The 13778-nt window shown below is 36.0% G+C and carries 11 protein-coding genes; 6 read left to right on the forward strand and 5 right to left on the reverse strand.

Features of this window, described 5'->3' with window-relative positions; all coding sequences use genetic code 11:
- Positions 1-74: 74 nt before the first annotated feature.
- Positions 75-533 carry an Lrp/AsnC family transcriptional regulator gene (locus tag BA768_RS16385; RefSeq protein WP_034678768.1) on the reverse strand — a complete coding sequence of 153 codons (459 nt, stop codon included), beginning with the start codon at positions 531-533 and terminating at the stop codon, positions 75-77.
- Between the two features lie 145 nt (positions 534-678).
- Between BA768_RS16385 and BA768_RS16390 the strand changes: the two genes are divergently transcribed.
- Entirely contained in the window at positions 679-1908 is a 1230-nt protein-coding gene (locus BA768_RS16390) for an aminotransferase class I/II-fold pyridoxal phosphate-dependent enzyme (RefSeq protein ID WP_065721637.1), read from the forward strand.
- Between the two features lie 425 nt (positions 1909-2333).
- On the opposite strand, the gene BA768_RS16395 is transcribed toward BA768_RS16390, so the two are convergent.
- Together BA768_RS16395 and BA768_RS16400 are read right to left on the reverse strand one after the other, a co-directional pair.
- Entirely contained in the window at positions 2334-3338 is a 1005-nt protein-coding gene (locus tag BA768_RS16395) for a glycosyltransferase (protein WP_065721638.1), read from the reverse strand.
- A 351-nt stretch (positions 3339-3689) separates the two neighbouring features.
- Positions 3690-4856, reverse strand: a complete 1167-nt coding sequence (locus BA768_RS16400) for a class I SAM-dependent RNA methyltransferase (protein WP_034678772.1) — start codon at positions 4854-4856, stop codon at positions 3690-3692.
- Between the two features lie 122 nt (positions 4857-4978).
- Here BA768_RS16400 and BA768_RS16405 point away from each other — a divergent pair, with 122 nt between their 5' ends.
- Both BA768_RS16405 and BA768_RS16410 read left to right on the forward strand, forming a co-directional pair.
- Positions 4979-5704, forward strand: a complete 726-nt coding sequence (locus BA768_RS16405; RefSeq protein ID WP_065721639.1) for a class I SAM-dependent DNA methyltransferase — start codon at positions 4979-4981, stop codon at positions 5702-5704.
- Entirely contained in the window at positions 5704-6420 is a 717-nt protein-coding gene (locus tag BA768_RS16410) for a ZIP family metal transporter (RefSeq protein WP_065721640.1), read from the forward strand. Before BA768_RS16405 ends, BA768_RS16410 begins: the two co-directional genes overlap by 1 nt.
- An 83-nt stretch (positions 6421-6503) precedes the next feature.
- Here BA768_RS16410 and BA768_RS16415 read toward each other — a convergent pair whose 3' ends face one another.
- Entirely contained in the window at positions 6504-7907 is a 1404-nt protein-coding gene (locus tag BA768_RS16415; RefSeq protein ID WP_228388454.1) for an OmpP1/FadL family transporter, read from the reverse strand.
- A gap of 53 nt (positions 7908-7960) precedes the next feature.
- Positions 7961-9049 carry a prolyl-tRNA synthetase gene (locus BA768_RS21685; RefSeq protein ID WP_065721642.1) on the reverse strand — a complete coding sequence of 363 codons (1089 nt, stop codon included), beginning with the start codon at positions 9047-9049 and terminating at the stop codon, positions 7961-7963.
- A 147-nt stretch (positions 9050-9196) separates the two neighbouring features.
- Here BA768_RS21685 and proS point away from each other — a divergent pair, with 147 nt between their 5' ends.
- The 3 genes from proS to BA768_RS16435 all read left to right on the forward strand — a co-directional run bounded on the left by proS (position 9197) and on the right by BA768_RS16435 (position 13543).
- A complete protein-coding gene (proS, locus tag BA768_RS16425) occupies positions 9197-10672 on the forward strand; it encodes a proline--tRNA ligase (RefSeq protein WP_065721643.1) in 1476 nt (491 codons plus the stop codon).
- Positions 10673-10798: 126 nt separating this feature from the next.
- Positions 10799-12097, forward strand: a complete 1299-nt coding sequence (locus tag BA768_RS16430) for an OmpA family protein (protein WP_065721644.1) — start codon at positions 10799-10801, stop codon at positions 12095-12097.
- Between the two features lie 111 nt (positions 12098-12208).
- Positions 12209-13543 (forward strand): Nramp family divalent metal transporter, encoded by a 1335-nt coding sequence (locus BA768_RS16435; protein ID WP_065721645.1) that lies wholly within the window; start codon positions 12209-12211, stop codon positions 13541-13543.
- The last annotated feature ends 235 nt before the right edge of the window (positions 13544-13778 follow it).

Genomic DNA, 13778 nt, shown 5'->3' on the forward strand with positions numbered 1-13778 from the left:
GCGGCAGCTTCGCTGCCGCGCCGAAATAAATAAAATAGCGAGTGCGGAAAGCGGGAAAAAGCTCCTAAAAATATTTACAAAACAATTTCTGTCGTATTTTTCACTTCAGAAATCGTGAAAGAGCTGTGCGTACTTGCAATATGCTGTAAAGTTGTGAGTTTGGTTACCATAAAATTCCGGTAATCATCCATATCTTTCAGGCTGATTTTAAGAATATAATCGTAGTCTCCGCTTACGTGGAAACATTCTGTGACTTCCTGTAAATTCAAAACTTCTTTTTCAAACTGCATCAGATACTCTTTTTTGTGCTGAGTAAGTTTTACATGACATAAAATAAGAAACTTTTTATCAATTTTTGTTTTATCGACCAACGCCACATATTTGGAAATCACCCCAGAATGTTCAAGCTTTTTAATCCGTTCATAAACAGCCGTTACAGACAATCCTAGCTTGTAAGATAGTTCTTTGGTGGTTTGTTTACAGTCTTCCTGTAAAAATTGCAGTAGTTTTTTATCGGTTTCGTCAAATTGCATAGATAATTTTTTAGTAAAGTTTAGATTAAAACAAATATAACCAACTTTTATTCTATTAAAATAGATTTATATAGTTTTATTTTCTAAAAATATAATTTATCATTGTAATAATTACCAGAAATATTCATTTTTAAAACAAAAAAATATGGATCGATTCAATGCGGCAAATGAGATACAGGATCTTCAGTATTTCGGAGAATTCGGAGGAGTAAATCCTTCAATTTCAGACAGCTCTACGTACACTTTTCTTTCAGCAAAAACAATGTTTGATACCTTTGAAGGAAATGCAGACGGTTGCTATCTGTATTCAAGACATTCGTCGCCGATGAATCTTTATCTTTCACAGGCATTAGCAAAAATGGAAAATACCGAAACAGCAAACGTTACCGCTTCGGGAATGGGCGCGATTACTTCTGTTTTGATGCAGGTTTGTAAGTCGGGAGACCACATTATTTCGAGCAGAACTATTTATGGTGGAACGTACGCTTTCCTGAAAAATTTTCTGCCACCATTTCAAATTGAAACTTCGTTTGTAGATATCAACAATTTTGAATCTATTGAAAACGCTATTCAGCCTAACACAAAAATAATATATTGCGAAAGTGTGAGCAATCCGCTTTTGGAGGTTGCGGATCTGAGAAAGTTATCGGAAATCTGTAAAAAACACAACTTAAAACTGATCGTAGATAATACTTTCTCTCCGCTTTCTATATCGCCTACTCTTTTGGGAGCCGATATTGTCATTCATTCTTTAACCAAATTTATTAACGGAAGCAGCGATACTGTTGGCGGCGTTTATTGCGGAACTCAGGAATTTATCAATGACACCAAAAATGTAAACAACGGAGCATGTATGCTTCTGGGACCTACAATGGACAGTTTTCGATCGGCAAGTATTCTTAAAAACCTGAGAACGCTTCACATTAGAATGAAACAGCACAGTCATAATGCAATGTATCTTGCTAAAAGATTCGAAGAAGATGGTTTAAAAGTTTCTTATCCCGGTTTGAAATCTCACAAGAATCACGATTTAATGAAAAGCATGATGCATGAAGAGTACGGATTTGGCGGATTACTGACTTTAGATGCAGGAACAACCGATAAAGCCAACGAACTGATGGAAATGATGCAGCAGGAAAATCTTGGATATTTAGCGGTAAGCTTAGGTTTTTATAAAACATTATTCTCATGCTCCGGAAGTTCGACTTCATCAGAAATTCCTGAAGAAGAACGTGAAGCTATGGGAATTTCAGACGGACTTATAAGATTCTCAATCGGTCTCGATCATGACATCGAACGAACATACGAAAAGATGAAAGAATGCATGCTCAAAACAGGCGTTCTAAACCATGAAACCATTTCATCCATATTCTAATTATTGTATAAAAGCTGTCGATATTCGGCAGCTTTTATTATTTATTTTTAACCGCAAAAGTCACAGAAGATATTTTTGTGTAATATTTTGAGCTCTTCACAAGCTCACAAAATGTAAATTTATTTAGTTTGAAAAGTTTCGCTCCTACGGAGCTCAATATATTCGAAATCATTTTCTACAAAGGTTTTGCTCCTACGGAGCAAAATTTTACTGCAATCAAAAATCATAGTTTTTTTAACGCAAAGTCTAATTTAACCTATCTTTCTTATTTAAGGAATCAACGAGTTGATTGATGAAGCGTATGTTTCCCGTTTCGAGCAGCAAATTTATTTGCCCTTGCTCTCTAAAATCAGCGCTTTGCTAAAAAATCTTTGCTTTAAAAAATTCACACCGAGAAAATATCTGATAAGACTTTTTTGATTAGTTTAAACCTTATGAAAATGTTTCGGGAATGCGTTCTCTGGTTTCATTCTGAAAATATTCAGCAGAATCCAGGATTTTAAAAATCCATAACCGTAAGAAAACATTTGGATGTAGGTGGAAATAACCGCCATTCCTGCGATGGCGATATTCTTCGTGACGATCATTGAATGAATCAGCACCATAAAAGTGTATAGTCCGTAAAGAGCAAGAATAAAACCTTTTCCTAAAATAAAATATTCTATAAATCCTAAAACATAACCCAACAGAAACAAAGTCGGGAATGCAAAAGAAATTTTCACATAGTTCGGATGTCTCTGATTCAGAATAGGTCTTGCACAACCAAACTGATACACTTGTTTTGAGAACTTTCCAAAATCAACTCTTCGTTTATGATAGACTGCGATCGTATCAAAAAAAGCCGTTGTAAAACCATTTTCCCAAAGTGTCATCGATAAATCCGGATCTTCCCCGATTCTCATCTCTGAAAAACCGCCAACTTTCTCGAAAACTTCCTTTTTTACACCCATATTAAAACTTCTGGGCTGAAATTTAGAAACCGCTTTTTTATTTCCTCTTATTCCGCCTGTTGTAAAAACGGAAGTCATCGAATAGGAAATGGCTTTTTGCATCAGGTTGAAACCTTTGTGTGCTTTATCGGCTCCACCAAAGGCATCACAAGGAATGGTAAGAATACTGTTTTTAATATTTTCAATATAATCTTTCTCCACAATCACGTCACTGTCTACAAAAACCAACCATTCGTTTGCAGCTCTTTTTGCTCCATAATTTCTCGACAAACCGGGGCCTGAATTCGTTTTTTTAAAATATTTAATGTTTAAAATTTCTTCAAAATTATGAATCGTCGGTTTCAAATCGATTAATGAACCATCATCAACAATGATTACTTCAAAATCTTTATCCGTTTGGGCATTGAGAGAATTAAGCAGTTCGAAAAGTTCATCTTTTCGGTTAAATATGGCAACAACGATGGAAATAGTAGGTTTCAAATGGAAAATTTTTCAAAATTAAAGATTTGAAAAGGAATCACAATGTATTTTAAAACAATTTATGATTTAATTATAAAGTCTGTGTAAGATTTACTTTCGCCGAATGATTTTGAAAACCATAAAAAATGGAAGCAATCACAAGAAAGCTTCCACTCTATAATTTGTTTGTATAATTTGATTTTTTTAAATAATTATCTTTTCTCTTCAGCGTTTTTTGATGAGTTTTTAGAAAAATCCAAAGTCAGCATTTCTGCAAAAAATTCTAAACCATCGAGAAATCAAAAGGCATAATTATTCTTTATTAACTTGAAACCTCTTAGGTTTTAAAAACCTATGAGGCTTGATTAAATCTTATTCTTTATCGCCAAGTTTATGCACTTTTTTCGTTCCTTCATACATTTCGTACTGCAAGAATCTTGTTTCCAGTTTTCCGTTGAAAAGCTTTATTTTTCTTGAAGGTCGAAGTCCGATTTTCTTTACCGCTTCCAGATCTGAAGAAATCAGCCAAGCTAAAGTATTCGGATAATGCGTTTTGAAAGTATCTCCTACTTTTTTGTAGAAATCATCGTCATTAATCGAAATCCTCTCGTCATACGGCGGATTGAAAACCATCAATAACGGGAACATATCTTTTTTAGAATCAAAGAAATTCTGCTTTCTTACTTCGATGATATCTTCCATTTCGGCAGATTCGATATTCGTTCTTGCAGCATTCAGCATTCTTGCATCAATATCATAACCAACAATTTTTCCTGTAAATTCTTTCACACGATTCACACGAACCTCTTTTATTTTTGAAAACAATTCGTGGTCATAATTTTTCCAGTTCTGGAAAGCAAATCTCCTTCTGAAAATCTGTGCAGGAAGGTCTAAAGCAATCATTGCCGCTTCAATTAACAAAGTTCCTGAACCACACATCGGATCAAGGAAATTTCCTTTTCCGTCCCAACCAGCCAATTGCAGCATTCCGCTTGCTAAAACTTCATTGATTGGTGCTTCACCCTGCTCTTTTCTGTAGCCTCTTTTAAACAAAGGATCTCCCGAAGAATCTAAAGAAATGGTTACCAATTCTCTGTCGATGTGCAAATGAAATTTGATGTCCGGAGATTTCGTTTCAATACTCGGTCTTTTGCCGTATCTGTTCTGAAAGAAATCTACGATAGCATCTTTCATTTTAAAAGTCATAAACTGAGAATGCTTGAATCTTTCAGAATTTACGGTAGAATCAATCGCAAAAGTCTGGTCAACACTCATAAAATCATCCCATTCAAATTTGAAAAGCTTATCGTAAAATTTACTTTCGTTGAACGCTTTAAACTCTACAATCGGAATAAGGATTTTAAGGGCAGTTCGTGCAGAGTAATTGATTTTATATAAAAAACCTAAATCGCCTTCGCAGTTTACGGCACGGTTTTTAAGTTCTACATTTCTTCCGCCTAATTTTTTAACTTCCTCAGCAAGAATTGGTTCCAAGCCAAAGAATGTTTTTATCTGAATTTTTAGATTTTCTGTATCCATTTTGCAAAAATAGCGATTTTAGTTATTGGTTGTCAGTTAATAGTTGATAGAAATCATCATTATTAATAAAACCATCAACCAACCACAATGAACCATCAACCAAAAAACACTATTTTTGCAGGATGGAATGGTTTGAATCTTGGTTTGACACCCCTTATTATCACTTGCTGTACAGCAACAGAGACTATACAGAAGCTGAAAATTTTATTACAAAGCTTACCTCAGAGCTACAGCTTCCTCAATCGGCGAAAATCATTGATCTGGCTTGTGGAAAAGGAAGGCATTCGGTTTTTTTGAATAAACTGGGATATGATGTTTTAGGTTTGGATCTTTCGAGACAAAGCATTGAGCATAACAAACAATTTGAAAATCAGACCTTGATTTTTGATGTACATGACATGAGAAATCCTATTGATTATGATCCTGTAGATGCGGTTTTTAATCTTTTTACAAGTTTCGGATATTTCGACAATGAAGAAGATGACAAGAAGGTTTTCAAATCGGTTAGCAATGCTTTAAAAAGAGACGGATATTTTGTTTTAGATTATCTGAATGAAGAGTTCGTGAGAAACAATCTGGTTCCTGAAAGCAGTATTCATAGAAAAGGAATTGATTTTAAAATTTCAAAAAAAATTGAAGGCAGACATATTGTAAAGGACATTAAGTTTGAAGCAGACGGAAAATCTCATCATTATTTTGAAAAAGTAAAACTTCATACCTTAGAAACCATTAAAAATTACGCTGAAGAAAGCGGTTTTGAAAGAATTAAAATATGGGGAGATTATCAACTGAATGATTTTGATAAAGAGATTTCGCCACGTTGTATTAATTTGTTTAAAAAGAAATAATGATTTTCATTTTACTTATTTTAAGCGTTTTAGCCGGAGTTCTGTTAGGGAAATATTTTGGTCAGAAAGAAAAGTTTGCCAAAAATCTGTTAATTCTAAGTGCCGGTTTTTTAATTACCATCTGCCTGAATGAAGTTTTCCCACAAGTTTATGCTTCAGATATCGGGAATTTGGGAATTTTCGTCATTGGTGGAGTTTTACTTCAAATGATTCTTGAAGCTCTGACAAAAGGTTTCGAACACGGGCATTTCCATCACCACAATGAAAACAATATTCTTCCGATGGCTTTGATGGTCGGGCTTTTCATTCACGCTTTTATTGAAGGAATTCCTTTGGCTAATGAAACGAATCCGCTTTCTCCTTATTTATTGGGAATTTTGTTTCACAATCTTCCGATTTCATTTATTTTGGGAGCATTTTTATTTAACAGAACGGGTTCAAAGGCGTCTTATCCATCAATTTTAATTGTAGCATTATTTGCCTTGGCATCACCTTTCGGAATGCTTTTAGGAAATTATTTTAACCCAGATTGGCAACCTTACTTTTTAGCGATTGTTGGCGGGATTTTCCTTCACATTTCATCAGTTATTATTTTTGAAAGTAATAAAAACCACAACATCAATTGGTCTAAAATCGGTTTGGTTATTTTGGGTGTTTCATTAGCTTTAATGATGCATTTATTCCATGATCATTCCCACGTAGGACATCATCATTGATTTAATTTCAATTAAGATAAAAATAAAATAAAAGGCTTCGAGAAAATTTTCTCGAAGCCTTTTGTATGTATTAAAATATTAATTTAGAATTTCCATCCTACTGTTACGAAGAAATTATTTCTTACGTTTTTCACATCTGAAACTATAGAATTAGGAGTTGCTACATCGAAATCTCCAGAATAATATCCTGTTCCGAAACTTTCATTTCCGCTTATAAAAGGATTCTTGTATTCTGAAGTAATGTTTTGGTAAGCAGCATCAACAAAGAATTTTCCGAAGTCATAACCTACACCTGCCCCGATAGTATTTCTATCTCCCAAGATCAGGTTACTGTAACTACGATCTCCAGCATTTCCGTTATTGTCAAATGCACTGATTGTTAAATTATCAAACGGACTTGATGCGTAAGAATAACCTCCTCTCAATCGTAATGATTTGATTCTGTATTCTGCACCCACTTTTATTTCAGACAAATTTTTGTAGGAATCACTGAAGAAAGAATTCAATTCACTTTCAGCTTCGCCCTGAACTTTATACTGAGGTTTTGTTAATCCTAAAGTATAGTCTACGTTGATCGCAAAGTTTTTAGTAGGAACAAAAGCACCACTTAAAGTCGCTTTCATTGGAGATCTGAATCTTCTGTCTTCAACGAAATTATCTGCATAAATATAGCCGTCGGTTCCAGTATAATAATCTGTATAAATTCTGTCTAAAGACCACCAGGTTGGTGATTCAATCGATGCTCCCAATCTTAATTGATTGGTAATTTTCCCAATAACCCCCACACTTGCAGAGAAACCATTTGATTTTTCTGAATACGGAGTATATTGTTTATCGAATGAATAAGCTGTATTATCTAAATCTAACCCAAATTTTGCGCTATCATATTGCTCAAGATCTACATAATGCATGTTGATACTCGCACCCAAGTATAAAGAGTTGTTATAATTTGCACCAACCCCTAAATTAAATTTAGTCTGAGTTCCATATCTGTTATAGGCGTGTCCTAAATAAGCAAGATTGCCCACAACAGCATTTCCGTTGTTGTCAACAAGATCTTTTGCAATGGAGATATTGGTATTTCCCGGAGATTCTACATAGTTTTCAATTGTTTGTGTAGACAAACTAGCACCGAGGTTAATAAATTTCCAAGGAGATTCAGTCATCAACTGAAAGGTTGCAACCCCACCAACATTACCGATGTTTGCTTTATTAATTGTATAGTTGGAAGAAGCACCTGCTAAAGAGCTTGTATTTTTGTTGTTATCAACTGATAAAGTAACAGAAACATCACCTGCAATCGCTACCCCAAGACCTGCCGGGTTGGTAAGCAATGAAGTTGCATCACCACCTAAAGCTCCATTGGAACCCGCCATAGCATTGAATTTAGATGAACCAACCATTGGTGTATTAGAATATACATCAACAGAATTTCTTATAACTGATATATCCTGAGCCTGCAGATAAAATGCTGCAGTAATACCCATTAATACTAGAGATTTTTTTAACATTATTTTTTAGAATAGTTATTAAGTTTAAATTATCTACCTCCCGATCTGAAACCGCCGCCACCGCCGCCGGATCTCATTCCACCGCCACCGCCGGAAGAACCACCTCTGAATCCACCGCCGCTGCTTCCGGAATTAAATCCGCCAGATCTGAAACCACCATTGTCTCGTGGTGTATAGCTTTCATTTCTTCTAGGAGTAGATTGCTGCTGGTTATAATTATAATTTGGTCTTGAAGGTCTTACCCCATTATTCATATTCGGATTACGGAATCCTCCCTGACCATTTCTGTAGCCACCATTGGAGTTTCCATTTCTGAAACCACCATTGTTCATACCGTTTCCGTTTCTGTAACCATTCCCGTTTCTGTAACCGTTGTTGTTTCTGAAGCCGGAATCATTATTGTTTCTGAAACCTGATGTATTAGGCCTTCTGTATGAAGAAAGATTATTACTGTTTCTGAATGCTCCCACTCTTCCGTTAGCACCACTTCTTACATAAGGAACTCTGTTATAACCCCAGTAACCGGCACCACCCCAATAAGGGCTTCCGTAGTAACCACCCCAGTAAGGATTGTATCCCCAATAATTGTTCCAGCCCATTCCCCAATAAGGATAGCCGCCCCAACCCCAAGAATTACCCCAGCCCCAGCCAAATGACATTCCCATGCCCCAGCCAGAACCCCAGTAAGGATTGTAGCCCCATCCCCAAGGTGAGCCCCAACCCATTCCCATACCCCAACCCCAAGAGTTGTCGTAGTAGTTGGTTTCATTACCTGCAAAATTACCCCAGTCTGAATCGGTTGCAGTAGAATTCCAGTCTGAATCGCTCCAGTTGTTGTAGCGGTTGTTTTGCTCTGATGTATTTAATTGTGAATTGTAGATAACATTAGAATCATCTTGATAGTAGTCATAATATTCTCCTACTCTGTTACCTTCATTACCATTGATGATAACACCCTCCGGCAACGTATCTTTATTCGGGTCATAATACACCCCATCTGTCTCGCTGTATCCGCCCATCTGTGCACCACAAGACATTAATAGCAGCCCACTTGAAACAGCCAAAATACCTTTCGATTTTAGCATTCCAAACAAACTTTTATGTATATTTCTTTTCATGATAATGTAAAAATTTTTTAATTTAAATTATATTTGCATTCTGTACCAAAAATATACCAATTTATTGGCAACAAAAATCTATCAAAAATAGATTTTTATTTTTAGATTACATAATTTTAGAAAAGTTAAAAAATTAAAAAAAAATTAATGGCAAAATTAACTTCAAGAAGCGAAGATTACAGCAAATGGTATAATGAGCTGGTTGTAAAAGCAGATTTAGCTGAAAACTCAGGAGTGAGAGGTTCTATGGTTATTAAACCATATGGCTATGCGATCTGGGAGAAAATGCGTGATGAAATGGATAAGAAGTTCAAAGAAACAGGTCACGTGAATGCTTATTTCCCGCTTTTCGTACCCAAAAGCTTATTTGAAGCAGAAGAAAAAAACGCTGAAGGTTTTGCTAAAGAATGTGCTGTAGTAACTCATTACAGATTAAAAAATGATCCGGACAATCCAGGAAAACTCATTGTAGATCCGGAAGCTAAACTGGAAGAAGAGCTAATCGTTCGTCCGACTTCTGAAGCGATCATCTGGAATACCTATAAAGGATGGATTCAATCATACAGAGATCTACCAATCCTTATTAATCAATGGGCGAATGTTGTTCGTTGGGAAATGAGAACCCGTTTATTCCTGAGAACTTCAGAATTTTTGTGGCAGGAAGGTCACACTGCGCATGCAACAAGAAATGAAGCGGTAGAAGAAGCTGAAAAAATGAATAAAGTATATGCTGATTTTGCAGAAAACTTTATGGCAATGCCTGTTGTACAAGGTTTAAAAACTCCATCGGAAAGATTTGCAGGAGCAGATGAAACCTATTGTATTGAAGCATTAATGCAGGACGGAAAAGCGCTACAGGCAGGAACTTCACATTTTCTTGGACAGAATTTCGCAAAGGCATTCGATGTAAAATTTACCAACAAAGAAGGTAAAATCGAGCACGCTTGGGCAACTTCATGGGGAACTTCAACACGTTTAATGGGTGCTTTAATTATGACACACTCTGATGATTTCGGTCTTGTGCTTCCACCAACTTTGGCACCGATTCAGGTGGTAATTGTTCCTATTTTTAAAGGAGAAGAGCAGTTAAATCAAATCAGTGAGGTAGCATTGGAAATTCAGAATAAATTAAAACTGAAAGGAATTTCCGTGAAATTTGATAATGATACTCAAAACAAACCGGGCTGGAAATTCGCAGAATATGAATTAAAAGGAGTTCCTTTGAGAATTGCAATGGGTCCTAGAGATTTAGAAAACAAATCTGTAGAAATTGCCAGAAGAGATAATCTCACAAAAGAAACGCGTCCTTTGGAAGGATTAGATTCATACATCGAAGATTTATTGAAAACTATTCAGCAGGATATGTATACTAAAGCTTTTGAATTTAGAAAAGATAATTTTACAAAAGTAGATTCTTATGAAGAGTTTAAAAAAGTTTTAGAAGAAAAAGGAGGATTTATCTATGCTCATTGGGACGGAACAGCTGAAGAAGAAGAGCAGATCAAAGAAGAAACCAAAGCAACCATCAGGTGCATTCCTCAGGATGACGATATTGAAGAAGGGGTTTCTCTAATCTCCGGAAAACCATCAAAAAGAAGGGTTTTATTCGCAAAAGCTTATTAAAACTTAACATAATAAATTATTGAATCTGCAAAAATTATCTATTTTTTTGCAGATTTTTTTTATAATTTAAGATTTGGATAGATTTTTGTTTAAATTTATACAACATTAATTTCAAAATATTTTATTATGTCATTAAACATCATCGATCTAATCAAAGGGCAATTGGGCTCTACCCTTGTTTCTCAGGCTGCATCGCAACTTGGAGAAAGTGAAGCCGGAATTTCAAAAGCAATTTCAGGATTACTTCCGGTCATTGTGGGCGCATTAGCCAACAATTCTGACAATCCGGTCGTGTTGGATTCTATTTCAAACACATCATCAAGCAGTGTTTTGGGCAATATTTGGGAAAGCGCAATGGGTAATTCTTGGATTACCGGAATTTTGTCTTCATTATTTGGCGACAAACTGAACGGAATTGTTAATGCGATTGCTACTTATGCGGGAATCACCAACCATTCTTCTTCTTCCCTCCTTAATCTTGTCACTGGTGCAACCGTAGGATCTATCGGAAAATATGCAGCTGACAATAATCTGGATAAATCATCAATATCTTCTTTATTAGACGATCAGAAAGGGATTGTTTCAACATTATTGCCTGCAGGACTTTCTTTAGCGTCTTTAAATGTCGGAGACTGGGCAAAACGCTATGAATTTGACAATGACCAGGACGAGATAAAACCTGTAACTCATGAAGAACCAAAACCTGAAGTAACCAGAAGTGTTGCAGAAGGCGGAACTTTTCCGGACAGACCAACATCTTCAGAAGGTGGTTCAATCTGGAAATGGTTGCTTCCTCTATTGTTATTAATTGCAGCAGGATACTTTTTATGGAAACAATGTGAGAAAAAAGAAAGCACCACTACGACAACAGTTACCGGTGATTCTCTAAACACGACAAATGATACCTCTTCTACAATGTCGGATACAACATCAACATCAATGACGACAAGAGTTGACGAAGATATTGATCTAAATGGAACTGTGCTAAAAGGTTACAGAGGCGGAATGGAAGATCAGATGATCACTTTCTTAAAAACTGACGGCTATAAAAATGCAGCCAACGATGAAGCTTTAAAAGATAGATGGTATGATTTTGACCATGTTAATTTTAAAATAGGAAGTGCAAATGCATTAGAGGCAGGTTCTGAAGAACAATTAAAGAACTTGGTTGCCATTTTGAAAGCATATCCTGATGCAAAAATTAAAATTGGTGGATATACAGATAAAACCGGAGACGAAGCTAAAAACAAAAAGCTTTCTGCAGACAGAGCTAATTTTATCAAAGATTGGTTATCAAAACAAGGTGTAGGAGCACAAGTTATTGCTGCTGATGGTTACGGTAGTGAATTCGCAAAAGTTGATGCATCTGCTTCTAATGAAGAAAGAGCGATAGACAGAAAAATGTCCGTAAGATTTGCAAAATAATCTGATTTCAAGGTAAATACTTAAAATCCCGAAAATATTTTCGGGATTTTTTGGTAAAATAGATTTCCTTTTCATTTATTTAATTAAATTTGTTAGTCATTTCTAACATTTATGAATTTCAATTTAAAAAACGCCTGGCGTAAAGATAAAACCTCGCACTCCCTACCGGAAGTATTTTCTTCCATTCCGGTTCCGAAAAAATCTACTTTTTGGAGAAAGTATCTTGCATTTGCAGGTCCCGGACTAATGGTTGCTGTCGGGTACATGGATCCGGGAAACTGGGCAACCGACATTGCGGGTGGAGCACAGTTTGGATACACACTGCTTTCTGTGATTCTGATTTCAAATATTTTTGCAATGATTTTGCAGCATCTTTCTGTAAAATTAGGCGTGGTTGCCGAAAGAGATTTGGCTCAGGCTTGCCGGGATCATTTTAAACCGACTACCAATTTCATCCTTTGGATATTTTGTGAGATTGCCATTGCTGCTTGTGATTTGGCAGAAGTTATAGGTTCTGCCATTGCATTAAATTTACTTTTTGGAATTCCTTTAACGTGGGGAATTGTGATTACAACTATTGATGTATTAATTATCCTATTGCTTCAGGCAAAAGGTTTCCGCTGGATAGAAAGTATTGTTGCCGGATTAATGTTTATCATTCTCGTATGTTTCGGATATGAAGTCATCATTTCAAAACCGGAAATCAATGCTATCTTGGGAGGACTTGTTCCGCAAAAAGAAATTATTACCAACCCTGCAATGCTCTATATCGGGATAGGAATTCTCGGAGCTACCGTAATGCCGCACAACCTTTACCTTCACAGCAGCATCGTACAGACAAGAGATTATACAAGAGATAGTGAAGGAAAAAAAGAAGCGATAAAGTTTGCCACTTTAGACAGCACCGTTTCTTTATTACTTGCATTTTTTATTAATGCCGCTATTTTGATTTTAGCCGCAGCAACTTTTCATACAACAGGAAATCAACATATTGCAGATATTCATGATGCCTATAAAATGCTGACTCCAATTTTAGGAGCTTCCATGGCAAGTATTGCTTTCGCTGTTGCACTTTTAGCTTCAGGACAAAACTCGACCTTAACAGGAACTCTGGCCGGACAAATTGTGATGGAAGGTTTTTTGAATATTCGCCTAAAACCTTGGTTACGTAGATTAATTACCAGATTAATTGCTGTAATTCCCGCTTTGATCGTTACTATTATTTATGGCGAAGAAGGAACTACAGATCTTTTGGTTTTGAGCCAGGTTATTCTTTCGATGCAGCTGAGTTTTGCGGTTGTGCCATTAGTGATGTTTACCAGCGACAAAGCCAAAATGGGTGAATTTGTGAATAAACCATTCTTAAAAACCTGCGTCTGGATTATTACTGCGATTATCATTGTTCTGAATCTTTATCTGTTGTTTCAGACATTTTTTGGAGAATAATTTTTAGAAGCTATTTACCGCTTTCCGCACTCGCTATTTAAGAATTAGGCTGCGGCGGCTTCGCCGCCGCAGCCTAATTCTTAAAATGAGCTCAGACAATTGCCGCAATGGTAAGTTTGCATTAAGTGAAATTGATTAATAACTTAGTTAAAAAAATTAACCAAAAGAGTAAAAGCAGCAGGATAAAGGCAGACGCTTCATTGATACTTCGATATCGCCCCCGATTTTATTCCCC

The organism is Chryseobacterium sp. CBo1 (genome assembly GCF_001693475.1).
GTDB classification, from domain to species: domain Bacteria; phylum Bacteroidota; class Bacteroidia; order Flavobacteriales; family Weeksellaceae; genus Chryseobacterium; species Chryseobacterium formosense.

What these genes read in the sequence shown, in the direction of transcription:
- BA768_RS16400 (WP_034678772.1), bottom strand. Translation starts at nt 4,856, where the DNA reads ATGGATACAGAAAATCTAAAAATTCAGATAAAAACATTCTTTGGCTTG.
- BA768_RS16390 (WP_065721637.1), top strand. Translation starts at nt 679, where the DNA reads ATGGATCGATTCAATGCGGCAAATGAGATACAGGATCTTCAGTATTTC.
- BA768_RS16385 (WP_034678768.1), bottom strand. Translation starts at nt 533, where the DNA reads ATGCAATTTGACGAAACCGATAAAAAACTACTGCAATTTTTACAGGAA.
- BA768_RS16415 (WP_228388454.1), bottom strand. Translation starts at nt 7,907, where the DNA reads ATGGGTATTACTGCAGCATTTTATCTGCAGGCTCAGGATATATCAGTT.
- BA768_RS16410 (WP_065721640.1), top strand. Translation starts at nt 5,704, where the DNA reads ATGATTTTCATTTTACTTATTTTAAGCGTTTTAGCCGGAGTTCTGTTA.
- BA768_RS16430 (WP_065721644.1), top strand. Translation starts at nt 10,799, where the DNA reads ATGTCATTAAACATCATCGATCTAATCAAAGGGCAATTGGGCTCTACC.
- BA768_RS16435 (WP_065721645.1), top strand. Translation starts at nt 12,209, where the DNA reads ATGAATTTCAATTTAAAAAACGCCTGGCGTAAAGATAAAACCTCGCAC.
- proS (WP_065721643.1), top strand. Translation starts at nt 9,197, where the DNA reads ATGGCAAAATTAACTTCAAGAAGCGAAGATTACAGCAAATGGTATAAT.
- BA768_RS16405 (WP_065721639.1), top strand. Translation starts at nt 4,979, where the DNA reads ATGGAATGGTTTGAATCTTGGTTTGACACCCCTTATTATCACTTGCTG.
- BA768_RS21685 (WP_065721642.1), bottom strand. Translation starts at nt 9,049, where the DNA reads ATGAAAAGAAATATACATAAAAGTTTGTTTGGAATGCTAAAATCGAAA.